Origin of the sequence: Streptomyces sp. NPDC008079 (genome assembly GCF_042957385.1) — a bacterium.
Classification (GTDB): Bacteria; Actinomycetota; Actinomycetes; order Streptomycetales; family Streptomycetaceae; genus Actinacidiphila.
Genome location: NZ_JBIBIC010000001.1, coordinates 95,868 through 120,211, shown reverse-complemented (window position 1 = coordinate 120,211; position 24,344 = coordinate 95,868). Strand labels below are relative to the sequence as shown.

Sequence of the window (24,344 nt, the reverse complement as noted above, 5' to 3'; positions counted from 1 at the left end):
ACGTATGGCTGCACGTCCTCGACGACGCGACCACCGAAGAGGCATGCTCGGCTACATGCCGACCGACTACCAGCCGGAGGCCGCCGCCGCGGCCGTCGCCGAATGGAGCGCCCGCGAATGCGGCTTTCCGCCCCCGGCCGTCGAAGTGACCTTCCACCGGGAGGGACCGGCGGCGGAGGGGTCGGCCTTCAGAACGCGTATCTGACCCGTAGCCAAGGGGCGTGCGTCGCGATCAGCTCCCGGAGCCGGACGACGGCGCCGTGCTTGACGTCGCGCGCGTAGCGGACATTGAGCGCGCCGTTCTCCGAGCGTTTGACCTCCTGGGCGTCCGGCTGCCACAGGAGGTCCTCCGCGCGCGGGTGCCAGCCGAGGTTGACCTCGTGCAACTGCTGGTTGTGGGTCAGCAGGATGACCTCGGCGGCAGCCTGCCGCTTCACCCGGACGGGCAGGACATCGTCGAGGTGGGCGAGCAGATCGGCCCAGTCCCGCTGCCAGCCGGGCCGCAGTACGACCGGTGAGAGGTTGAAGTGGACCTCGTAGCCCGCGTCGAGGAAGTCCGCGGCCGCGGCGACGCGTTCCGCGACCGGGCTGGTGCGGATGTCCAACAGGCGTGAGTCGCGTTCGGGCATCAGCGAGAAACGCACCCGGGTACGGCCCCGCGGGTCCAGCGCCAGGAGGTCGGGGTTGACGAACTTCGTGGCGAATGACGCCTTGGCGGTGGGCAGGGCGCGGAAAGCGGCGATGAAGTCGGCGGTGTTGTCGCAGACCAGGGCATCGACCGAGCAGTCGCCGTTCTCGCCGATGTCGTAGACCCACGAGTGGGCGTCGCACTGGTTCGGCTCCCGCTTGGGGCCCTGCGTCCGCACATGTCGCCGGACGTGGGCGATGATCGCCTCGACGTTGGTGAACAGCGTGATCGGGTTGGAGTATCCCTTGCGGCGCGGTACGTAGCAGTAGGCGCAGGCCATCGCGCACCCGTTGGAGGCGCCGGGGGCGATCCAGTCGGCCGATCTGCCGTTGGGGCGCGTCTCCAGGGTGCGCTTCACGCCCAGGACGAGTGTCTCTGTCTTGACGCGCACCCAGCGGGAGACGTTTCCCTCGTTGCCGTGCAGGGCGGGGATGCGCCAGTGGCCCGCCACCTCGGTGACGGGGACGCCGGGGAGCCGCGCCATGATCTGCCGGCCACGCGGGGAGGCGAGCGCGGCCGGCTCGGCGTACACCTGCCGTACGTCCAGCATTCGTCGGGCCCGCGGGCTGTCCCGGAATCCGCCGTCGTCGGGCGGGGCGGCGGACGGTGTGTCCTCCCACCCGAAGAGGGTCTGCTGCTCGGGAGCGCCGGGAGCGCCGGGAGCGCCGGGAGCGCCTGGAGCGTCGGCCGTATCGGGCCGGTGCGGCAGGTCCGGCCGGTGGTGGGACGAGTCGGCCGGGGGCTGTGGCACGGCGCTCCTCCTGCCCTCGGCCTGATCCGTATCCGTATCCGTATCCGTATCCGTATCCGTATCCGTGTCCGTGTCCGTATCGGCCGTTCGAACGGTACGCGCGGGGGCGGGCCCGCGCCGCATGTGGTCGGCGGCGCGTCCGGCGGACATCGCGGCGGACATCGCGGCGGACATCGCGGCGGACGGACACGTCCGAGCCTACGGGCCCGAGTCCAGGGGCGGTCGTCAGGGCCGAGTCCGGCGGGGCGGTGAGGAGCGACCCGGTGGCGTACGTCTCGGCCCTCCGGAGTCCGGCCGCGCCGGAGTGTCGGCGCGCAGGACCCGCGCGGAGGCTGGCAGCATCGGCCGAAGGGACGGTCCGTGCGTCGGCGCGGCCTCATTGACCCGAGCTCGCTGTCGTGGGAACCGGCCCGGGCGTACGAAGGTTCCGCGCCCGTCGGCTCCGCGTCGGTCCGGCGTGCAGCACCGGCCCGCCGGCCGGCGTGGAGCACCGGCCCGCCGCGGGAAGCGCAGACCCGTGGAGCACCGACCTGTGGAGCACCGACCCGCCGCGCGGAGCACCCGGGCGCCTCGAGAGGAGACCCCCATGGAACCGCGACCCCACTGGCTGTTCGGCGACCAGCTCGGCCCCCACTTCCTCGATCCCCGGCACGGCGGCCCCGACGCCCAGGCGCCGGTGATCATGATCGAGGCCCGTTCGGTGCTGCGCCGCCGCCGGTTCCACCGCGCCAAGGCGCATCTGGTGCTGTCCGCGATGCGGCACCGCGCGGCCGAACTGGGCGACCGGGTGACGTACGTACGCGCCGCGACGTATACGGAGGCGCTGGCCCAGGTGCCGGGCGGCGGCAGGAACCGGCTCACGGTCTGCCACCCCACCTCGCGCGCCGCGCTGGCCCTGGTCACGTCGCTGGAGCGGGTGGACGTGCTGCCCGCGAAGGGCTTCCTGGTGCCTCGGGCCGAATTCGCGGAGTGGGCCGGACGCCGAGACGGTCGCAGCCTGCGGATGGAGGGCTTCTACCGCTGGGTGCGCGAGCGGCACGACCTCCTCATGGACGGGGACGGGCCGGCGGGCGGCCGGTGGAATCTCGACCACGACAACCGTGAGCCGCCGCCGCGCGGCCAGGACACCCTGACGGTGGCCGGTCCCTCGCGGCCGGAGGAGGACGAGATCGACGACGAGGTCCGCCACGACCTCGACCGGTGGGAGCGCGACGGCCAGGTGTCCTTCGTCGGACGCGACAGCCCCCGGCTCTTCCCCGCCACCCGCCGCGAAGCCCTGTCGGCGCTGCGCCGCTTTCTCACGCACCGGCTGCCGGACTTCGGACGGTACGAGGACGCCATGCTGGCCGCCGATCCGGTGATGAGCCACAGCCTGCTGTCCGCACCGCTCAACCTCGGACTCCTCGACCCGGCCGAGTGCGTCGAGCGGGCCGAGGCCGCGTACCGCGCGGGTGACGCGCCGCTCAACAGCGTCGAGGGCTTCGTCCGGCAGATCGCCGGCTGGCGGGAGTACGTATGGCAGCTGTACTGGCACTTCGGCGAGGACTACCGGCACCGCAACGCGCTGCGCCACCACGCCCCGCTCCCCGACTGGTTCCTCGAACTGGACGCCGACGCCGTCACCGCCAACTGCCTGTCCACCGTCCTCGCCCAGGTCCGGGACACCGGCTGGACCCACCACATCCCCCGGCTCATGGTGCTCGGCAGCCGCGCCCTCCAGGACGGCTGGGTTCCGGCGGCCGTCACCGACTGGTTCCACCGCTGCTTCGTCGACGGTTACGACTGGGTCATGCTGCCCAACGTCGTCGGCATGTCGCAGTACGCCGACGGCGGGCTGATGACCACCAAGCCGTACACCTCCGGCGGCGCGTACCTCCACAAGATGAGCGACCTGTGCGGGCCGTGCGCCTACCGCCCCACCGACCGCGTGGGCGACCACGCGTGCCCCTACAGCACCGGCTACTGGGCCTTCCTCCACCGCCACCGGGCCCGGCTGTCCGCCAATCACCGCACGGCCCGCGCCGTCCAGGGCCTCGACCGGCTCAAAGACCTTCCCGAACTCCTGGACCAAGCCGCCGCCCGCGGCGCCCAGGCGCCGTGACCCCTCCGCCCCCTCCGCCCCCTCCGGCGGCTCGACGGACCCGACACCTCACGTGCGGCAGGTCCGCCCCGGACAACCAGGACCGCGGTGATGCCGATGAGAACGGCGCCCGGTCCGGCGAGCACGGTGGAGAGTGCGCCGCCGACGGACCGTACCGTCTGGCCGCCACGCGCGAGGTGCGCGGTTCGCCAGGCGCGCCGGGTCCCTTCCGCTGTGAATCGGCCCCGGCGGACACGACAGCCGGAACGGCAAGCGAGCGGCGACCGGTGCCGGGTCCGCGGCCGACCGAGCGGACTCCGCGGCACCGGTCTCTGTCGGTGTACGGGTGCTGCCCCGCAGCGACGCCGAGGCCGCGGGCGTCAACGGCGTTCTGCTCTCCCTGACCTGGTATTACGACGACGGACCGCTGACGCTCGCCAACGAGCGGACCTGGAACCAGTTCCGCGGCTTCCAGGGCATGAAGGTCACCACCGGCAACGCGCCCGACCCGGTGACCGAGAGCGACTACACGTACTTCCGCGGCATGGACGGTGACACCCTGCCGAACAAGGGCACCCGCTCGGCCACGATCACCGACTCGCGCGGCGAGCCCGCGGTCACCGATCTCGACCAGTACGCCGGCATGGCGTACGAAACCGTCCAGTACGACGGCGCCGGCAGCGGCAAGGTGATCACCGACACCGTCACCGACCCGTGGACCTCGGCCTCCCGGGCGACCCACAGCCTGGGCGACACGCTGCCCGCCCAGAACTCCTATCTCACCGGTCAGAGCAGGGAACGCGTCTACACCCCCTACTCCGACGGCCGAACCGGCGAGACCGAGACCGACTACACCCACGACTCGTACGGCCGGGTCACCAGGACCGACGACCTCGGTGACGTGACCACGGCGGCCGACGACCAGTGCGTCACCACGACATACGCCGACAGCACCAGTGCCTGGATCCTCGACGCCCCGGACGAGAACACCACCGTCGCCGTCAAGTGCGCCACGACGCCCGTCCTCCCACGCGACTCCGTCTCCGACACCCGTACCTACTACGACGGTTCAACCGCCTTCGGCACGGCGCCGACGGCGGGCTCCGTGACCATGAAGCAGAACGCCGCCTCGTACAGCGGCTCCACGCCGTCGTTCGTCACCATGTCCAGCAGCACCGTCGACGAATACGGCCGGACGCTGAAACGACCACGGACCACGACTTCACGGCCCTGACGATCGCGCCGTCGAAGCCGGCGGCCGCGCCGAAGTCGGCGTCGGGGGCGGCCCGGAAGACCGCGACGACCGCGGCGGTGGCCGTCCTCACCACCACCTGGCACCACCCCTTCTGGAGCGTCACCACCTCCCAGTGGACCGACGCCTCCCACCTCACCCCCGGCACCCACCTCCGCCAGTCCGACGGCACCACCGCCGTCGTCACCGCGGTCCGCAATTACCACACGACGGCAGTGACGTACGACCTCACGGTCGCGAACCTGCACTCGTACTATGTACTCGCCGGTAGCACGCCGGTGCTGGTGCACAATTGCAACGGGACAATCGACCCGAGCTTGGTGAGGTTTTCGCAGGATACTGTCAGCCCACGTTTCGGCAGTGGAGAGACGATTGAGCAGACGGCGGCCGGTCTGCGATCTGGATATATCAAGCCAGAAGATCTTCCCACGGTGAGACTTCAGTACAAGGATGGAAATCTCTTCTCGTTGGACAATCGGCGGCTCGTTGCATTTCAGAAGGCTGGGATTCAGATGCCGTTCCGGATGGCGACTCCCGAAGAAATCGCAGGGGAGGCGTGGAAGTTCACCACTAAAAATGACGGGGCGTCGATCTTGATTCAGCACTTCGACCCAGTGGAGTGGCCGTGAACTGGCCGGACCCAGCATTGAACGTAATCAACACGCGCGAGGATCTCGCCAAATACCTGCAAGGTCTGGCAATCCTTCTGCGCGATGGAAAATTGGAACTGCAGAATCCATCCACCTCGGACTTTGTGGACGCCTCCGCGCGTTGGACTGAATCGATGGACGGATTCTTTAAGAATGTCATCGGCGAGCCGGTTCCTGAGGTGCCCGACTGGGCGTTGATTGCAGCAATCTTTCGTGCGGCAGTCGTGTACGAGTAGAACGCGTTCGAGACTGTCAAGATAGTACTGAGCGGAATTGCAGCGGCCCCACTGGTTTTTTCCAGTGGGGCCGCTGAGGGTCTCTGACAGCAGTAGTTGACGGCAACGTCAGCGGACGGGTGCTGCACAAGTGGGTGGTTCGTCGCTGTCGTCGCATCCAGCGGCGGGCTGGGCGGGGTGGCGGAGGGCGTTGCCGAGGAGGTCGATGGCGTCGCGCTGGAGGCGGAGCCGGACGTGGGCGTATACCGTGGCGGTCACCCCGATGTGGGCATGACCGAGGAGCTCCTTGATCACGACGAGTTCGACGCCCTGCTCCAGGAGGAGGGTGGCTGCTGAGTGTCGGAGGTCGTGGAACCTGATGCGTCGCAGGGCGGCTCGGCGAAGGAGGGCGTTGAAGTGGCGGGTGAGGGTGGTGCCCTCGATCGGGCTGCCGTCGGGCCGGGTGAAGACGTAGCCGCTCGCCTTCCAGCCCGCCCCTGCCGCTTCGCGCTCCTGGCGCTGCCGGTCGCGGTGCTGTTCGAGGGAGTGCAGGCATTCGGTGGGTAGGGCGATGCGCCGTTCCGAGCTCTGGGTCTTGGTCGGCAGTGCGGTCAGGCCGCCGGAGTTGGTGCGCTGCAAGGTGCGGCGGATGCTGGCGGTTCCGCCAGCAAGGTCGAGGTCTTCCCAGCGCAGGCCGAGGAGTTCGCCCTTGCGCAGTCCGGTGCGCAGGGCGAGTTCGAACAGTGCGCTGAGTCGGTGTCCGTCGACGGCGGCGAGGAACGCTCGGGCTTCCTCTGTGGTGAGGGGTTCGAAGCGGCGGGGTCGGGGTGTGCCCATGCGGACGTTGCGGGCGACGTTGCGGGGGATCTCCTCTTCGCGGACGGCGTGCTCCAGGGCGGACTTGAGCACGGAGTGCACGTAGGCCAGCGTCAGCGGGGAGAGCCGCTTGCGGCAGCAGGTCCCGGCCGCGCAGCACTGGGGCTGGTCGCGGGCGGTGTCCAGGCCGCGTGTGCAGCACTGGCAGGTGGTGCGGAGGTGGTCGAGCCAGGTGCGGACGTCCTTGGCGGTGAGCTTGGCGAGCTTCCTCCTGCCGAGACCGGGGATGACGTACAGGCGCACGCAGGCGGTGTAGCGGGTGTGGGTGTTTCTCCCGGAGCCGGTGGACCGCGACGGTCTCCAGCCAGTAGGTGAGGAACGCCGCTACGCTGCCCTGCGCCGAGGGGGCGGCGATGCCGCGGTTGCTGGTGGCGACCTTCTCCGTCAGCAGAGCCAGCGCCTCCTTCCTCGTGCTCCCGTAGACGTGGATGCGCTTGCGGGTGTCGCCTGCGGCGAGGACGTATCCGGCGGCTTCCCAGCGGCCGTCCTTGCGCTGGTAGACGGTGCCGTCGCCGTTAGCGCGGACCCTGCGCGAGCCGGTGCCGGTGCCGGTGCCGGTGCTGCTGGTGGTGTTGGTGTTGGGGTTGGTCATCAGGCTGCCTGTTCGAGTTGGTGGTGGACGAGGGCGTCAAGGGCGTGGGTGGGGATGCGGCGGGCGCGGCCGATGGTGAGGGAGGCGAGCTGGCGGGTGCGGATGAGGTCGTAGACGGTGGAGCGGCTGATCTTCAGGCGCGCCATGACCTCGGGCACAGTGAGGAGCTCGGCGTCGGCGGTCACCCGGTCACCGCACTCCGGACAGGGGCGGTCAGCGGGGCGCCGGAGTGACCGGCCCGGTCACCGGGGCGTCGCGCCTGCCGGGGGCGGGCAGCTTGCTCAGGTGGGGGCTTCGGGGCAGCGCCCAGGAGGTCGGCGAGGTGGGCGAGTTCGGGCAGGAGGCCGCTGCCGGTGTACTGCCAGTGCGAGATCACCAGGGTGGTGTCCGTGCCGGCGCGTCGCCCGCTCTGCGCGTGGTGACCGCTGGGGTGACCGGCGTCGGGGTCGGTGTGACCGGCGGTCAGGTCAGCGCGGTCACTGCGCTGGTCAGTGACCGGCCCGCCCTCACCTGCCCGCTCCTGGGCATCGTTTTGGCGGGTGCGCCAGGCGCTGCGATCGGCTCGGAGCTGGGTGAGAGTGGTGGAGTAGTGGCGGGTGCGGGTGGAGAAGTGGCCTCGGAATCCGAGCATGTGGGCCCACTGCCGCAGGCGCAGGTGGGCATGCCGGAGCTGGGCTCCGAGGTGCCAGGCGGTGTGGATCATGCGGCGCGCATGGTCGGTGAGGTCGTGCTGGGCGAGTTCGGCCAGGAACCGCAGTTGGCGGTCGAGGGTGCCGGTGGTGGTCTCGGCTCCCTTGGTGGCGTACTTGGCGATATAGGCGGCGACGTGCCGGTCGGTGGGGGTTCCGTCGCCGGTGAAGTCGGTACTGCGGATCGCCCGGACGTCGATCTGCTGCCCGAATCGGAACACCGAAGGCTCCGAACCCTGTGCCAGGTCGGCCCTCCCTGCCTGGGAGGGCCGTTGAGGCTGAACGCGGCTGCGCTTTGCGGCGGCGCGGACGGCGTGGTCGAGGAGCCCGGTGGTGGCCCAGGCGGGTGGGGTGCTGGTGGGGCCGGTGGGTCCGTCGATGCGGATGACGGTGTGGAAGTGGATCTGGCCGCGCTTCTGGTACTCGGCGACCTTGGCGTAGGACAGGGGCGCGTGGTGGCGCAGGGGGCGCTGGGTGAGTCCGGCGGCGTGGGCGATCTCGCGCCGGAGGTGGGTGGTGAAGCGGGCCCACAGGGCGGGGGCGTGGGCGTTCCACAGCACCGCGCCGGTGTTGTCGTACCGCTGCGGGTCTAGCGGCGTGCCGAGCAGCGGGTCGCCGTCGGTGTGCCGGGTGCCGCAGGTGCACGGGGACGCGCCGGGTTGGTTGTGGACGGGGCCGAAGCCGGGGGCGGTGAGGGTGGCGAAGACGCGTGGGTGGGTGGAGACGGTGGCCGGGACGGCCTTGCCGCCGCGTAGTCCGGCGGCGATGAGCTGGTAGGTGTCGTAGCGGTAGACGTGCGAACAGGAGGGGCAGCGGGTGGCGCGGCGGTTGCCGCAGCGCAGCAGGAGTTCCCCGGCTGGGAGGCGGCGAGTGTCGAGGTGGTCGAGGATCTGGCCGGTGGCGGCGTCCAGACGGGTGCGGTGCCCGGTCATCCGGATGGGGCGGGCGCAGCCGCCCAGCGAGCCGACCTGCCGGGCCAGGGGTGCGAGGTGTCCGGCGGCAGCGAGCTTGGCCAGCCGGGCGGTCAGCCGCGCCCGGCGTTCCAGCGCCGAGTTCCTGTTCGCTGACGTGTCGGGGCTGGTGGTGCGCGCCGGTGCGGCGAACGCCGTGCTGGCGGGAGTGAAGGTGGTTGCGGGGGTGGGGAGTTGGAGCTGTGCGGGCATGGGGACAGACCTCCGGCAGGAGTCGGGAGAAGAGGAGAGGCGATTGAGGGGCGACCCGGGTGGTCGGCGCACGTGGGCGCGGTGCGCGTATGGCGGGCGCGGATGGTGGGCCGGGGACGTCTGGCCTGGTCAGCGGTGCTGTTCTGCGGCGGTGCGTGAAGGTAGCGTCGCTTCAAGCGCGCATTCAAGTACATCCCTCCTCATCTGTTTCGGTGGTCGGTGGGGACGCGGGTACTGTGGCCCCGGTCTTCCGTTTTGGACGGGCCGGATTTCGGTGGTAGTGGCGCAGAGAGGGCGGGTGACCTGCGGTGACAGTGGGGCGGCGCGGGCGTAGACCGGCTGGCGGCACGGTGTTGCTGACGTTCGAGGTCATCGCCGAGGCCCTGCGGGAGCGGATCCGCTCCGGGGAGCTGAAGCCCGGGGACGCGCTGCCGACGCAGGCCGTGTTGATGGCGGAGTACGGGGCCTCCAGCCTGTCCGTGCAGAAGGCCATGGCCCTGCTGAAGCAGGACGGCTACGCGATCTCCCGCCCTGGCAAGGGAGCCTTCGTCGCCCACCCCGACGACGGCATCGACGGCGACTCAGGTGACGGGGAGGCGGGGAGCACGCCCGTCGGCGGGACGGCGGCGCGCGTCGAGGCACTGGAGCTGGCACTGGCCGAGACGATTGATCAGCTCACCGCCCTGCGTGCCCGCGTCGAAGCCCTTGAAGCGGGCGGCACCGAGCGAGGCTGCTGATCTGTCGGCCGCAGGACGTGCCAGGGGCCGGGGTGCGTCCAGATTTTCTCTACGAGGTTCGAGGTTCAAGGCGGGCCCTGTCCGCCGGAGCTCGCCGACCGTCGCCGACCGACTCGTCACTGGGCAAGCACCCGACGCCCGACGCGGGGTGTCGGCGGAGACCGGGCCCGCGCCGAGGGTGCGGTCCCGACCGATGCCCGCAGGCAGCAAGTTGTGGCGTAAGGACTCCTTGCCCCGTGGCGGAGCAAGTTGTCGCCTGCGACCGTCCTACGGCCGGACCGCAGACAGAGGGCCAGCCAGGGGGCCGACCCTCACGTCCGTCGCCGCGGTCACCGAGGGCGGTGGCCGAGGCTGCCTCCAGCGGGGAGCGAAGCTCCCGACAACCCGCCGTCGCCCGACCCCTCCGCCCCGGGTTGCCCGACCATCGGGGCGCGAGGCAAGCCGTTCGCCCAACGGGGGCCTCGACGGCCAAGCCGCCGAGGCCCCCGGATCACGTGACTGGTCTACACCACCGACGGCAGTAGTGACGGCAACAACCACGAACAACCCCGGCCGACCCCGTACCCCAGCGAGACACCGAAAGTCGCTCTACCTGCGAAAACGCAGGTAGAGAGGGGTCGCATAGCACTCGTACTATGTGCTGGCGGGGGCCACACCAGTCCTGGTCCACAACTGCGACGTAGAGATCACTCAGGAGCAATCGGATACCCTTTCCGTCGGACCCCATGCGAGCGTCGAAGGAATTTCTACGACGGAACCGGACCCCTTGCCCCAAGAAATTCGAGACGCAGTTCAAGATGATGTCTGCCACACCTGCGGCGATACGCAGCCCGGTGCCGGTCCGGTGAAGATTGGCGATCACCAGCCGCCTGTCAGTGTCAGTCCCGTCGGCTTCAGCTACCGCGTTTTCAGTCATTGCTCTGTGTGCAGCGGAATCCAGAGCAGGGCGGTGCAAGTTCTGGCTCGCATCGGAAGAAACCACCAGATCTACGAACCGAAGGGGAACTACGAAGAGTTGATGGAGCTTGCGCGTTCACACGTTTCGGGTGGATAGGCGGAGGAATTGACTGGGAGAAGAATATGAAAATCGGCGAAATCGAGGTGGTCCTGAATCATGGCCTTCTGGTGATTGGGTCAGGCGAGGATCCGGAGTTCGACCTATTGGTGGACTCTCCTCCGGTGAGTGATCAAAGGCATGTCATGGTCGCTACTCGTGCTCAGATCGCACCGGTGAGGGTAGGAGTGTGGCGTGGGACTTCACCAGTCGCACCCCGACCGGTCTTCACCAGTCGGCTGCTCCTCGCTACCGGATATCTGACGTTCAGAGAGAGCTCGGAACAGCCGTTTTTCGCATGGCCGGCCGTGAGTTCGGGGTCCTCGACCCTGGTGTCGGTCGGTACCGACGCGTGGGACGCGGCAACGGACGTGACGGTCGTCATCGATCCGAGCCAGGAGAGCTGGCCGGACCTGAGAAGTCGAGAGGGATTCGTGGCTTCATCAGCCGAGGTTTCCTCCATTTCGCAGATCGACCGGGTACTTGACGGGCACAATTACCCGGAGGAGCGCCTCGCGGCGGCGTTGAGAATTCTGTCCATGGCATCGTCGGAAGACGTCTCGGCGGCGCGTATTCGATATGGAGTTGAATCCGTCAAAGAATGGATGAAGTGGCTGCACCCGGCCATTTCCGCGAACTCCTTCGGTGGGGTTCCGGAGATCATTGAAGACACCGTCACCGGGACGAAAAGCGTGGAGGCGGGTGCGCGAGCTGTCATGATGAGTATTTCGACCGCCATCGGTATTACCATTGATGAGTTGGTTTTGGCTCACCGGTAGGGGCAACTCGCCGATTTGAGGTCGGCCACTGTGTGGTCGAATGGAGAACGTCCCGTTTGGCGCTCTCGAAGAGCGGGATCGAAGACTATGCTGCCGTTCCAATCGATGACCCCAAGCGAGCCTCCCGTGTTGACCTGGTGCTCGACGGAGGCGGCGACGAAATCGAGATCGGCACCGTGGCGGAGTTGCCGATTCCTCGGACCGGCGGTGTCACGGGTACCGTCGATCCCGATGCTGCGCTTCATCTGATGTTGAGCGAGCACGGCCTCCCCCTTCACCGACTGGCCAACGCTCTCGATCTCATCCTCAGAGAGTCGGTGAGCAGTTTGAGCGGTGCGTCACCTCGAGCGGGAGCGCTGAGGTCCGCACGCCTTACCCGACTCGTCCAATGGCTGCACGGGCAAGCTCCATGGGCTTCGCCCAGCACCCTTCTTAATGTCAGGACTTCGACAGAAGAACGGATCGTACAGGCTGGCCGAAGAGGCCTTGAAGATTTCGATGCCGCTGGCACCGCGACCGAGATCATCCGGCTTCTCCAACAAGACCGCTTCCGACGCATCGTGCCAGAATTCGGACCTGGGGCCCTATCAATGGAGCGGATGACGGGAATCGAACCCGCGCTCTGAGGGAGCGATCTCGAACATGGCCCAGTTCGGTGCGAAGGGGATGTGTGGCGATCGCTGTTCGCGAGAGCGGTTGAGATGTTGCGGGTCCGGTCCGCATGGGACCAGATCGTAGGCGGGTTGCTCACGTACCTCTGCTGTCACAGACCTCGGGTGGAACAATGGCTGTTCGCCGAGGCTGACGACGGGGGTGCTGGCGGGGTGACGGGGCGTCCGACGGATTGGGATGTGCTGGATCTGGACCGGGATCCGGTGCCGGGTGATCCGTTCGAGGTGAAGGAACTCGCGCGGAAGCTGGGGGATTTCGCTGATGATGTCGCCTCGGCGCTGCGGTCGGTGCGGGGTCTGAGCGGTGACTCCGTGGTGCAGGAGTGGGCGGGGCTGTCGGGTGACGCGTACCGGCGGCAGTTCGGGGATCTGCCGGGTGAGCTGGACAAGCTGGAGCGGTCCTACCGTCTGGCGTCGGGTGCTCTGGATGATTACTGGCCGAAGCTGGAGACCGCGCAGGGTGACGCGGACCGGGCGCTGGCGCAGGGGCGCACGGCGCGGCAGGAGCTGGACACCGCCAAGTCACAGCTCACGAACGCCGATGCGTGGGTGAAGCGCGCCCAGGACAAGTCCAGGCAGTATCAGGAGGACCCGAAGCCGGACGTGCCGCCGCCGTCGGCGGAGGAGGTGCGTGCGGCGGCCCGTAATGCCACGGACGCTCAGAGCGCCCACACCACCGCCTCGACGGCTGTCCACAGCGCGCAGGCGAAGCTGGACGCGGCCAAGCAGCTGGCCGCCGACGCGGCCCAGCTCAGGGACGACGCGGCGTCGACGGCGCAGCACGCGCTGCATGAGGCGTCGGATGCGGGGATCAGGAACAAGCACTGGTGGGAGAAGGCGGTCGACTGGGTCGCGGACCACTGGGACGACATCATCGCGGTCTGCAAGGTGATCGTCGCGGTGCTGGGCATCGTGGTGCTGATCATCGGCGGCCCGCTGGCGTGGCTGGTCCTGGCCGCCGCTGTCCTGGTCCTGGCCGACACCGTCATGAAGTACCTCAAGGGCCAGGCCAGTTTGTGGGATGTGCTGTTCGCGGCGCTGGACTGCATCCCGATGTTCAAGGGCCTCACCACCGCCGGCGGCCTGTTGAAGATGGCCCGCGAACTCCCCGCCCTCCTCAAATCCGGCAAGGCCCTGGAGAACATCGCCAACAGCATCCGCAAAGGCGGCGCCGCCCTGCGGGACATGCGCGAGACCGCAGTCCGCATGTTCAGACGCTTCAGGTGCGGCGATCCGATCGACATCGCGACCGGCGAAATGGTCATGTCCGCGGTGGACATGCAGTTGCCCGGAGTTCTTCCGCTGGTGCTGGAACGGCACCATGTGTCGTCCTATCGTGCGGGCCGGTGGTTCGGCACGTCGTGGGCTTCCGGCCTGGATCAGCGTCTCGTCCTGGACGATCAGGGAGCGCAGTACACATCCGAGGACGGAATGGTCCTCTATTACCCGATTCCGAACCCGGATTGGGACGTCTTCCCGGCGGAGGGGCCTCGCTGGCCTCTGCGTTGGGACGGTGTTCCGGGCGGGGAGATGCGCATCACGCGCCCGGGTCAGGGCCAGATCCTTGGCTTCCGGGCGCTGCCGGGCGGCCCCCCGGCGGAACTCGTGCTCACGTCCGTCGCGGACCGCAATGGGAACGTCATCGATGTCCTCCACACGGCGGAAGGCGTCCCCCACGAGATCCGGCACAGCGCTGGCTATCGCGTCGGTCTGACGACGCAGAACCGGCGAATAACCGAGCTCAGGCTGCTGAGCGACGCCGACCGGCCGGTTGTGCTCCGCTATGGATACGACGAGCGTGGCGACCTCACCGAGATCATCGACTCCTCCACTCTGCCGTTCCGCCTGAGCTACGACGACCATCATCGTGTCACCGGCTGGGAGGACCGCGGCGGCACGAGGTACCGGTACGAGTACGACACGGAAGGCCGCTGTGTCCGTACGGCCGGCTCGGAAAACGTGCTCGCCTACGACTACGCCTACGACACCGCGAACCGCACCACACGCGTCACCGATTCGCTCGGGCACACCACGACGTACGAGTTCAACGAGCTGGGCCAGCTCGTCCGTACGACCGATCCCCTCGGCAACGCCACCGTCCGGACATGGGACCGCCGGGACAATCTGCTGTCCCGCACCGACGCCCTGGGCCGCAGCACCGGCTACGCCCACGACGAGGCCGGCCGCCTGACCCGCTTCACCCGGCCCGACGGCGCCGTCACCACGGTCAGGTACAGCCCGCTGGGGCTGCCGGAGACGGTCACGCTGCCTGACGGCGCCGAGTGGCGCCACGAATACGACGAGCGCGGCAATCTGATCCGTACGGTCGACCCGCTGGGCGCTGTCACCGGACGCGACTACGACACGCGCGGTCGGCTCGTCCGGATCACCGACGCCCTGGGGGGCGTTCGCGAGATGACGCCGAACGGCGCGGGCCTGCCGACGGCCACCACCGACGTCGACGGCGCGGTGACGGGCTACAGCTACGACGCGTTCGGCCGGATCATCGGGATCGTCGACGCCCTCGGCGCGGAATCGACGCTCAACTGGACGCCGGAAGGCAAGCTTCGCGGCCGGACCCGTCCCGACGGGACGACGGAAGAGTGGATTCACGACGCCGACGGCAATCTCGTCCGGCACACCGATCCGCAGGGGACTGTGACGCGCTTCGACGTCGGGTCCTTCGACCGTCTGATGACGAAGACCCTCGCCGACGGCACGACCCTGCGTTTCGCCTACGACACCGAACTGCGGCTGACCTCGGTCACAAACGCCACCGGCCGGCAGTGGACCTACGACTACGATCCGCGCGGTGTACTCCGCGGCGAAACGGACTTCAACGGCCGGACGGTCCGGTACGTCCACGATGCCGCGGGCCAGCTCGTCGAGCGGATCAACGGCGCCGGTGAGGCTACGCGTTACGTCAGGGATGCCGCCGGACGCGCCGTCGAGTGGCACGACGGCGACAGCGTCACGTACATGGAGTACGACCCGATCGACCGGCTCACTCGTGCCGTCAACGCGGACACGGAACTGCTGCTCGAACACGACGCCCTTGGACGGGCGGTTCGGCAGACCGTCAACGGCCGCACGCTGACCAACACGTACGACCGGCTCGGCCGTCGGACCGAGCGCCGCACCCCGAGCGGCGCGGTGAGCACGTGGGAGTGGGACACGGGGATGCGTCCCACGGCCCTGCGCGCCTCCGGCCGGCACATAACGTTCGGATATGACGTGGGCGGCGTGGAGACCGAACGGGTCCTCGACGGCGGCCTGGTGAGGATCCGGCAGGAGTGGGACAGCAACCGTCGCCTCGCCTCCCTGACTGTGAGCCGCGGGGGCTCGTCGGACGGGCCGGGGACGCCGGCCGCCCGGCGTACGTACGCATACGGGGCGGACGACCACGTCATCCGCGTCACGGACGCGGCGGGCGGACGCGGATTCACCCTCGACGCGATGGGCCGGGTCACCGCGGTGTCCGCCGAGAGCTGGACCGAGCGATACGCGTACGACGCGCTGGGCAACGTCGTGGTCGGTCAGTGGGACACCGGGCGGCTCGGGGACAGCAGCCCGAACGGTGCCGCGGAAGCCTCCGCCGTGACCGGCGACCGTGTGTACGACGGCACGCTGATCAGGCGCGCGGGCCGGACCTCGTACGCGCACGACGCGCAGGGCCGGGTGATCCGCCGCGTGCGCAGGACGCTCTCGGGGACCACGACCGCCTGGCGGTTCCTCTGGAACGCCGAGGACCGGCTCGTCGAGGTGCGCACGCCCGACGGGATCCGCTGGAGGTATCTGTACGACCCCCTGGGGCGCCGTACGGCGAAGCTCGGGATCGGCGAGGACGGCACGGTCGTCAGCAGGACTGACTTCGTCTGGGACGGTATGCAGCTGGCCGAGCAGATCGTCTCCACCGGCTCTGGCTCTGGCTCCGGCTCTGGCGACGGCACGGTCGCCGTCACGACCTGGGACGCCCTGCCCGGCAGTCATCAACCGGTCTGCCAAACCGAGCGGGTTCTGACCGCCGACTCGCCGCAGAGCGACATCGACGCACGTTTCTACGCGATCGTCACCGATCTGGTCGGTTCACCGACCGAATTGGTCGACCCGGACGGCGATGTGGTCTGGCGGGCCCGCGGCACGCTCTACGGCGTCCGCCCGCCCGACGCCGCCGACGGTGTCCAGTGCCCGTTGCGCTTCCCCGGCCAGTACTTCGACGCGGAGACGGGCCTCCATTACAACGTCTTCCGCTACTACGACCCGGAAGTCGGCGGTTACTTCAGCCCGGATCCGCTCGGGCTCGATCCCGGACCCAACCATTACGCGTACGTGCCGAATCCCCTGTCATGGTGCGATCCCCTGGGGCTGAAATGCCTGGAGTTCTTCTCCGTCCAGGGACTCGACGACGCGGCGCGGCTGCGCGGCACGGGTGAGCCCTGGCCGCTGGAAATGCATCGCGCTCACTTCGGTCCGGGCGTCTACTCCTGGGGGTCGCGTGCCGAAGCGGAGAAGTACCTGGCGCTCAAACTCCGGAGGTCGGAGAACGCCGATCTCGAACTCATGCGGTTTACCATCCACGAGAAGGACTTCGCCAAGCTCAAGAAGGTCGACATCTCACAGATGACCGACGACGAGGCGCAGGCGTTCCTCGACCGCTACAGCCTGATGTCCGACACCGGGAAAACGGACCACGGGCTGGAGTACATCACCCGGCCGACCGGCATGGGCCCCGAGCACTTCTTCGACAAATCCGTCTTCGGCCACCTCACATTCGACTAGGGGCCGACCGCCTTGACGAGTTGCGACCAGCCGTGTGACCAGTCATGACCAGCACATCCGACAAGCCTGGAGTTCCGTTGAGTCCCAGCCCCTTCGTCTACCGCAAGATCCTCGGTCCCTGGGCGCTGTACGCCGAACTCTCCGCCGCCGTCTCGACGCCGCCGACGCCGCCCGACGGCGCACGCCGGGTCACCGATCACGTGTGGCTGCACGTCCTCGACGACGCGGCCACCGAAGAGGACGTGACCCAGCTTGAGTTCGGCCTCCGTCAGGTGGCCGCGCAAATCGAGGGCTCACACCAGAGCGACCTCGTCGTCATCGAGGTCAACACGCTCGACTACATGCCGACCGACTACCAGCCGGAGGCCGCCGCCGCGGCCGTCGCCGAATGGAGCGCCCGCGAATTCGGCTTTCCGCCCCCGGCCGTCGAAGTGACCTTCGACCGCGCCACCGGCTACACCCTCACCTGGCCGCCATCCCACTGAAAACACCCTGCGGATCACTTCGGCGCCCCCGCCATGACGTCGCCTCCGGACACGCTTCTGGGGCGCAATTGACGCAGTGGCCGACGACGGAGCGCGTCGCGGTCGAGCGCGCTCACGAGGCGTTGCTGGCATTCGGAGTGAGCGATGGTCGGCCCATGTGGGAGGTCACCGACCTCATCGAGGGAATCGCACATGCAATGGGCGGCCTGGAACAGCGGCTTGTTCATCAGGGCGCGCTACGCGGTCCGGGGTCGGACGTGGAATGAAGGACAACGAGAAAAAGCCCCAGGCGATAAAGCCGGGGCTTTAGTAATGGAGCGGATGACAGGAATCGAACCCGCGCGCTGAGCTTGGGAATCACAGGGGCGCGGCCGGCGAAGCTGCAGGTCGCGACCTATCGGCGGGCGGGCGGTTGCTTGTCGGGTGTGCGGAGCCTGACCGTGGTTGGCCGAGCCGTACCTGTGCGTCTGGCGCGATGTGGTGCGCGGCTCGACCAGAGCGGCACCTCGGCTGTCGGCCGGATCTCGGCCGTGCGTAGTTCCACCGGATACAACGGCAGTACCGAGAACTGGCAGACGGACATGGCGACGGTGTACGACGGCGCCGGCCGCGCCGTCGATGCGCTCGACATCACCGGCCAGGACACTCATACCGACTTCACACCGGCCTGGACCTCCGCAGGCGGAAACACCAACGCCGTCGGCATCACCACCTACAACGCGCAACGGTGGAAGGAGGTCTCCACACTCGATCCGCTGCGCGGTGTGCCGACCGAGGACATCGACGCCAACAACCGCGTCACGGACATCAGTTACGACGCACTTGGCCGACGCACTGCGGTCTGGCTACCAGGCCGTGACAAGGACGGCGGACAGAGCGCGGACATGACGTTCGCCTACTCGATCAACCCGGGCGCGGTGGCCGCCCCGGGGGGCACGATCACCTCTCCGGGTGCCCCGTCCACGGTGACCACGAAAACGCTGCGCGAGGACGGCACCTACGCAACGTCCATCGCGATCTACGACGGGATGCTCCAGTCCCGCCAGACGCAGAGCACCGCTGCCGGAGACAGCAACTCCGGCCGGATCATCTCCGACACCTTCTACGACTCCCACGGCTGGCCGACGGTGTCGTACGCCCCGTACTCCGAACCCACCGCGGTCCCCGGCACCACACTGTGGGCCGCCAACGAGAACGAAGTCCCTTCGGAGACCACCACCGAATACGACGGCGAAGGCCGCGCGGTCACCAGCACGCTGTGGCACCAGGCCGTCCAGCAGTGGCACACCGCCACCACCTATCGCGGTGCCGACGAGACCGACACCACCGCACCCGTGGGCGGCCGCACCACAGCCAGCTTCACCAACGCGCTGGGGCAGATCACCAGCAACGTGGTGAAGAACACCGGTGCGACCGTCACTCTCGCCGCCGGCCAGACCATCCCGTCCGGCACCTCGCTCACCTCCGACAGCGTACGGCTGACGATGCAGGCGGACGGAAACCTGGTCCTCAGCGCATTGGCCACCGGGACGACCATCTGGTCCAGCGGCACGAGCGGCAACCCCGGCGCCTTCGCTCAGTTCGGCACTGACGGAAACCTCGTCGTCCGCACCACGGCGGGCACGTCCAAGTGGACCACCGGTCTCACCGCCACCACTGGCGCAACCTTCCAGGTGCGCAACGACTCCACTGCGGCCGTCGTCTCCAGCGCAGGCGGCACGCTCTGGCACCAGGGAACCGCGGACGCCGTCCGGGCTGCCGACGCCACCACCCGCTACACCTACACACCCGACGGCCAGGTCGAGTCCGTCAAGGACACCGCCGGCAACACCTGGTCCTACGGATACGACTTCCTTGGCCGCCCGACGACCCGGACCGACCCCAACGTCGGGCCGAGCAGTCTCGACAAATACGACATCGCCGGAAATCTGTTGCAAAGCACGGATTCCCGCGGCCAGGTCATGTCGTATAGCTACGACTGGGACAACCGCGTCACAGCCGAGTACAGCGGCGCCTGGTCGGCCACGCCCGACGCCACGAAGGAACAGGCGTCCTGGGTCTACGACACGCTGGCCAAGGGGTACCCGACCTCCGCTACCCGCTACCTCAACGGTGCCACGGGGACGACGAGCAAGGCGTACACCCAGGCTGTGACCGGCTACAACGCCGCCTATCAGCCGTCAGGTTCCACGGTGACCGTGCCCGCCGCGGACGGGTTTGCCGCCGCCGGGCAGAGCCAGCCTCCCGCGAGCGGCACTGTCACGTACAGCACCACCAACGCGTACACGCCGACCGTCGGTCTGCTGTCGACCGTTAAATACCAGGCAGACGGCAAGCTCCCGGCCGAGGACATCGACTTCGGATATACGCAGCAGGGAAACCTCGACGGCATCGGCGGGTTCATCAGCAGTTCCAACACGCCGTCCTACCTCGACACCGCGGTCCACGACCCGTTCGGGCGAGTGCTGCAGACCAACTACGGCCCCACCGGCAAGGAATTGGCGACCTTTGCCCAGTACGACGTCACCACCGGCCGCACCACACAGACATCAACGATGGTGCAGACCTCAGTCACCGCCCTTGATGTCGTCAACTACCGCTACGACCAGTCGGGTCAGCTCACCGCTGCCGACGACCTGCAGAACAACACCACGCACGACACCCAGTGCTTCAGCTACGACTCGTTCCAGCGGCTGACCGCTGCTTGGACCGACACCGCGGGAATCACGAACCCGAGCAGCGCCCCGGTCGGCAGCGTCGGCCGCTGCAACACCGCTTCCGTGCAGACGAGCACCACCACACCCGTCAAGACGACGACCGTCGGCGGCCCGGCACCGTACTGGCAGAGCTACAGCTACGACCTGCTCGGCGACCGTACGGGCATGGTCGACCACGACTCCACCGGCAACGCAGCCGGCGACTCCACTCAAGCCACCTCCTACACCGGCGCCAACGGCACGACCAGCGTGGCATTGCCCGACCAGGCGGGCGCCACCACTACGACAAACCCGACCACCGGCACCGCGACCTCGACGCCCGCGTACACCGACCCGACGCACGGCGGTGTCAACGCGGGCGACACGACCAATCGCAAGGTGGCCTCGACCGGACCGCTGATCAGCGGATTCGCCCTGAGCGGCGGCGGCAGGAAATGCGTCGAGGACGCCGCGTCCTCCACCACGCCCGGCGCCAAGGTACAGATCAACACCTGCGGTACCGCCAACGCCCAGAAGTTGTCGGTCGGCATCGACGGCACCATCCGGGTGATGGGTCTGTGCCTGGACACCACCGGTAACGCCACCACGTCGGGCACAAAGATCGTCATCGACACCTGCTCTGCAGATGTCACCCAGAAGTGGAAGATCACCAGTGCCAACACGGTTGTCAGCGCAGCTGCCACCACGATGTGCCTCACCGACCCGGCGGCCAGCGCCACCAACGCCACCCAGCTGACGCTGGCGGCCTGCGGAAGCAGTGGACAGACCTGGACCAACGCCGCGGTCGGAGCCGTGTCCGCCGGCCAGACGCAGACCTTCACCTATGACGCCGAGGGTCGTACCGCGAGCGTAGCCACCGGTAGCGGAGCACACACCAACACGAGCAAGTACCTCTACGACGCTGACGGCAGCCTGCTGGAGCAGACCGCGGCAGTCGACAGCACCGACACCACCCGGGTCCTCTACCTCTTCGGTGGCACCGAGCAGATCACCCTGAACGTCGCCAACAGCACACTGACCGGCCTGCGCAACATCACCGGACCTGACGGCACCACCGTCACCCGTTCCAGCACCGGCACGGTCACCTACCAGGTCGCCACCGTTCAGGGCACCGCCACCACCGCCGTCGACGCCACCACACTGGCGGTCACCCGCCGTTTCTACGACCCCTACGGCAATCCGCGCGGCGCCAAGCCGACGACCTGGGTGGCTCCGGACGAGAATCGCGGCTTCCTGGGACAACCCACGGACGCGGCCACCGGACTCGACCTGCTCGGCGCCCGCAACTACGACTCCGCTCAGGGCCGTTTCCTGACAGCGGACCCGCTCTTCCAGGCGGGCGACCCCAACCAGATGGGCGGCTACGCCTACGCCGCCGACAACCCGGCCAGTGGTTCCGACCCCACCGGATACGACGACTGGTACAACGAGCCGTCGATGAACACGTGCGCCATCGATTGCGGCCCGCCCCCCGGCAATCCTGACGCGGGTAGCACCTCCACCTCCTCCACCACCTCCAGCGGGAGCACTTCGAGTACTGGCAAGAAGAGCGGTGGTGGCGGTTGCCACAGCTTCTGGAGCTGTGCGGGCCACGTCGTTGAGAAGGCCGCACCATACGTGGCCGTGGCCACGGTCGCAGTTGTCGCAGTGACGGCTGTCGGGGTTTGTACCGGGGAGTCTCTCGGTGTTGCTGGACCAGCTTGTGCTGAGGCCGGAACCGCAGCGGTCGTTTCCTCATGTGCCGCCCTCATGGGCGACTGCGGCCCCGGTGTGGGAGGCGACCCCACCAGCGAGGACTCCGGCGAGGATTCAGGCGCGGCCAAGTCCGCGGAGACCGACGGCGGCAAGGCCAAAACGCCCACGGCCGGCACGAAGGCCTTCGAGGACGCAGCTGGTGATGGCCACCCGGCCCCCGCCGACAACTGGGAAGCGGACCCCGCCCAGAACAGGGCCGTAGCCGAGCCGAGCGATCCGGCTACGGGCACTGAAAAGCCCAGCCCACGGGGAACCACCTCACGCGGACCGCGCGGCGCGAAGTCTCGTCCCGCGTACCTGCACAAGGAAGCAGCCCCCGCAGACTGGTCACCGGCCGAGCGAACCGACCGAGGTGATAATCTCGCCCGTTCCGCGGCCGTCGACAACCGCGTCTCGAAACTCGCCACTCGATCGTATGTCTCGGGTTATCACACCGAGACTGGCGAGATGGCAGTTGCCTCGTCCGGTCCGGATGTCTTGGGCTGCGAAGCCACCTATTGCGCAGAAGGGAATGTGGTCCGCGCACTGGGCGGGGACTGGACGAAGGTGCGTCTTGGCATCGCCTACACAACGAAGGCTGTGACAGGGTCGGATCCAAGAGAATATGAGCCGGCTGCGAAGAGCGTCTGCATAAAGTGTCAACTTGATTATCCACCCAGTGCCTTCGGTCCGGGTGTCGAGGGCGAGCCGGGTGGAGTATGGTGATGTGGCCTTGAGTAAATAGTAAAGTAAGTCGGGTGCTCCAGTACGGCTTGCTCCCATCCTAGTTCGAGGAGCTGAATTAATTGAGTCTTGCGCGAAGAGAACTAGGTCGGCAGGACTGGGATGCGGTGGAGTGTGGTTGCGGAGAATCGGCGGTACATCTGATCGCGCTGCTGGAATCCGCGATCGACGGGAACCCGGGTGTGCTGCGCGCTTTGGACGGGCATGTGTTCATCCAGTCGATCCTGATGCCCCCTGCGCCTGCGGTGTGCACGGTTGTCATGGCGATGTTCGCCGACGGGCTGCCGCCGGCCCAGGTGGAAGAAGCCACATGGGCTGTTCTCGGGTTTGCTGCCGGAGAGGAAGATGGCGATTCGATCGAGTCGGGCTACTATTGGCGCTGCTTTGAGACTATTCGCGATGGTCTTTTGTTGCTGTATCAGGAGTTTTTGAGGGAGCACAGTTACGAAACCGGTGGATATCTCGATGACATTCTTGAGATTATGGAATGGGACGCCTCGCGTCTAGCGCACTATCGAAGCCGGCCTTGAATATCTACCATCGGTCGTCCTTGACCGCGCGTTCCCAGAATCGGTCTTGACAAAAAAAGCCCCGGGTCTTCGACCCGGGGCTTTAGTAATGGAGCGGATGACGGGAATCGAACCCGCGCTCTGAGCTTGGGAAGCTCATGTTCTACCATTAAACTACATCCGCGTGAAGGCCCTGGTGGGGGTGGCTTCGTGGGGGAGTCTACCGCATGTGGGGGGTGGGGTGGGGCGTAGGTTGGGGGCGGAGTGGTGAGTGGGTGCGCGGTGGGTTGATCCCCTAATGTGTGGGTTTGTCGTCCACGCCGGTTGGTTGGGGAAGGGACTTGATGGAGCGCACCGTTGTTCGTTGTGCCGAGGGGCATGTGTTCAGTACGGCTTCGTTCCCGATGCAGCATTTGGGGGCCGAGCGGTTGGGGCCCGGGCGGTTGTTGAGGTGTCCCAAGTGCGCGCGGCTGAGGCACGCGGTGCCGGTGGCCGGGGGCGGGGAGAAGCGGTAGTCGGAGGCCGGTGAGGTGGCGGCTCCGGGCCGGAGGATTGGGTCGGGGCCGCTCCGGGCGCGTAACCTTCGGGGCGTGCTTCTCTCTGACAAGGACATTCGAGCCGAAATCGACAACGGACGCGTGCGCGTGGACCCGTTCGAGCCGTCGATGGTGCAGCCGTCGAGTATTGATGTGCGGCTGGACCGGTTCTTCCGGGTGTTCGAGAACCACCGGTATCCGCACATCGACCCGGCGGTGGAACAGCCGGATCTGACGCGGCTGGTGGAGCCGGAGGGTGACGAGCCGTTCATCCTGCATCCGGGGGAATTCGTGCTCGGGTCGACGTACGAGGTCATCTCGTTGCCCGACGACATGGCGTCGCGGCTGGAGGGGAAGTCGAGTCTGGGGCGGCTGGGGCTGCTGACGCACTCGACCGCGGGGTTCATCGACCCCGGTTTCTCCGGGCATGTGACCCTGGAGCTGTCGAATGTCGCGACGCTCCCGATCAAGCTCTGGCCCGGAATGAAGATCGGGCAGCTCTGCCTCTTCCGGCTGACCTCTCCCGCCGAATTCCCTTACGGATCGCAGCAGTACGGCTCCCGTTACCAGGGGCAGCGCGGGCCGACGCCTTCACGGTCCTTCATGAACTTCCACCGCACCAAGGTCTGAGACCCCGGGGCGG

Annotated in this window: 16 protein-coding genes, 1 tRNA gene and 1 pseudogene; 13 read left to right on the top strand and 5 right to left on the bottom strand. The window is 67.9% G+C overall.

The window, feature by feature from the left end; genetic code table 11:
- The first annotated feature begins 4 nt into the window (after positions 1-4).
- Positions 5-205 carry a hypothetical protein gene (locus ACFZAM_RS00470; RefSeq protein WP_391041621.1) on the top strand — a complete coding sequence of 67 codons (201 nt, stop codon included), beginning with the start codon at positions 5-7 and terminating at the stop codon, positions 203-205.
- Here the strand turns inward: ACFZAM_RS00470 and ACFZAM_RS00465 are convergent.
- Positions 189-1,397: a spore photoproduct lyase family protein gene (locus tag ACFZAM_RS00465; RefSeq protein WP_391043460.1), complete on the bottom strand. Its 1,209-nt coding sequence runs from the start codon at positions 1,395-1,397 to the stop codon at positions 189-191. The genes ACFZAM_RS00470 and ACFZAM_RS00465 overlap by 17 nt on opposite strands.
- Before the next feature lie 628 nt (positions 1,398-2,025).
- On the opposite strand from ACFZAM_RS00465, the gene ACFZAM_RS00460 reads away from it, so the two are divergent.
- From ACFZAM_RS00460 to ACFZAM_RS00445, 4 genes are all read left to right on the top strand, one after another.
- Positions 2,026-3,540, top strand: a complete 1,515-nt coding sequence (locus tag ACFZAM_RS00460) for a cryptochrome/photolyase family protein (RefSeq protein ID WP_391041619.1) — start codon at positions 2,026-2,028, stop codon at positions 3,538-3,540.
- Between the two features lie 325 nt (positions 3,541-3,865).
- Positions 3,866-4,753, top strand: a complete 888-nt coding sequence (locus ACFZAM_RS00455) for a hypothetical protein (RefSeq protein ID WP_391041617.1) — start codon at positions 3,866-3,868, stop codon at positions 4,751-4,753.
- A 77-nt stretch (positions 4,754-4,830) separates the two neighbouring features.
- On the top strand, positions 4,831-5,400 hold the full coding sequence (locus tag ACFZAM_RS00450; RefSeq protein ID WP_391041615.1) for a polymorphic toxin-type HINT domain-containing protein: 570 nt from the start codon (positions 4,831-4,833) through the stop codon (positions 5,398-5,400).
- On the top strand, positions 5,397-5,657 hold the full coding sequence (locus ACFZAM_RS00445; protein WP_391041614.1) for a hypothetical protein: 261 nt from the start codon (positions 5,397-5,399) through the stop codon (positions 5,655-5,657). The genes ACFZAM_RS00450 and ACFZAM_RS00445 overlap by 4 nt, the downstream gene beginning before the upstream one ends.
- Positions 5,658-5,765: 108 nt before the next feature.
- Here the strand turns inward: ACFZAM_RS00445 and ACFZAM_RS00440 are convergent.
- The 3 genes and pseudogenes from ACFZAM_RS00440 to ACFZAM_RS00430 all read right to left on the bottom strand — a co-directional run bounded on the left by ACFZAM_RS00440 (position 5,766) and on the right by ACFZAM_RS00430 (position 8,956).
- A pseudogene (locus ACFZAM_RS00440) lies at positions 5,766-7,104 on the bottom strand (tyrosine-type recombinase/integrase).
- Positions 7,104-7,289, bottom strand: a complete 186-nt coding sequence (locus tag ACFZAM_RS00435) for a helix-turn-helix domain-containing protein (RefSeq protein WP_391041612.1) — start codon at positions 7,287-7,289, stop codon at positions 7,104-7,106. The pseudogene ACFZAM_RS00440 and the gene ACFZAM_RS00435 overlap by 1 nt, the downstream one beginning before the upstream one ends.
- The gene (locus ACFZAM_RS00430; RefSeq protein ID WP_391041610.1) at positions 7,286-8,956 is read right to left on the bottom strand and encodes a replication initiator; all 1,671 of its coding nucleotides are present in this window, start codon (positions 8,954-8,956) and stop codon (positions 7,286-7,288) included. Before ACFZAM_RS00430 ends, ACFZAM_RS00435 begins: the two co-directional genes overlap by 4 nt.
- Positions 8,957-9,306: 350 nt before the next feature.
- Between ACFZAM_RS00430 and ACFZAM_RS00425 the strand changes: the two genes are divergently transcribed.
- The 7 genes from ACFZAM_RS00425 (at position 9,307) to ACFZAM_RS00395 (ending at position 23,186) form a co-directional block, all read left to right on the top strand.
- Positions 9,307-9,693: a GntR family transcriptional regulator gene (locus ACFZAM_RS00425; protein WP_391041609.1), complete on the top strand. Its 387-nt coding sequence runs from the start codon at positions 9,307-9,309 to the stop codon at positions 9,691-9,693.
- A 1,080-nt stretch (positions 9,694-10,773) separates the two neighbouring features.
- Positions 10,774-11,526, top strand: a complete 753-nt coding sequence (locus ACFZAM_RS00420) for a hypothetical protein (protein WP_391041607.1) — start codon at positions 10,774-10,776, stop codon at positions 11,524-11,526.
- A gap of 56 nt (positions 11,527-11,582) precedes the next feature.
- On the top strand, positions 11,583-12,152 hold the full coding sequence (locus tag ACFZAM_RS00415; protein ID WP_391041606.1) for a hypothetical protein: 570 nt from the start codon (positions 11,583-11,585) through the stop codon (positions 12,150-12,152).
- A 225-nt stretch (positions 12,153-12,377) separates the two neighbouring features.
- Positions 12,378-16,976: an RHS repeat-associated core domain-containing protein gene (locus tag ACFZAM_RS00410; protein WP_391041604.1), complete on the top strand. Its 4,599-nt coding sequence runs from the start codon at positions 12,378-12,380 to the stop codon at positions 16,974-16,976.
- Positions 16,977-17,053: 77 nt separating this feature from the next.
- A complete protein-coding gene (locus ACFZAM_RS00405) occupies positions 17,054-17,461 on the top strand; it encodes a hypothetical protein (RefSeq protein ID WP_391041602.1) in 408 nt (135 codons plus the stop codon).
- Between the two features lie 425 nt (positions 17,462-17,886).
- Entirely contained in the window at positions 17,887-22,638 is a 4,752-nt protein-coding gene (locus ACFZAM_RS00400; RefSeq protein ID WP_391041600.1) for a ricin-type beta-trefoil lectin domain protein, read from the top strand.
- Positions 22,639-22,718: 80 nt separating this feature from the next.
- Positions 22,719-23,186, top strand: a complete 468-nt coding sequence (locus ACFZAM_RS00395; protein ID WP_391041598.1) for a hypothetical protein — start codon at positions 22,719-22,721, stop codon at positions 23,184-23,186.
- A gap of 89 nt (positions 23,187-23,275) precedes the next feature.
- On the opposite strand, the gene ACFZAM_RS00390 is transcribed toward ACFZAM_RS00395, so the two are convergent.
- Positions 23,276-23,349, bottom strand: a tRNA-Gly gene (locus tag ACFZAM_RS00390).
- 406 nt (positions 23,350-23,755) lie between these two features.
- On the opposite strand from ACFZAM_RS00390, the gene dcd reads away from it, so the two are divergent.
- On the top strand, positions 23,756-24,331 hold the full coding sequence (gene dcd / locus ACFZAM_RS00385; protein ID WP_355346279.1) for a dCTP deaminase: 576 nt from the start codon (positions 23,756-23,758) through the stop codon (positions 24,329-24,331).
- The last annotated feature ends 13 nt before the right edge of the window (positions 24,332-24,344 follow it).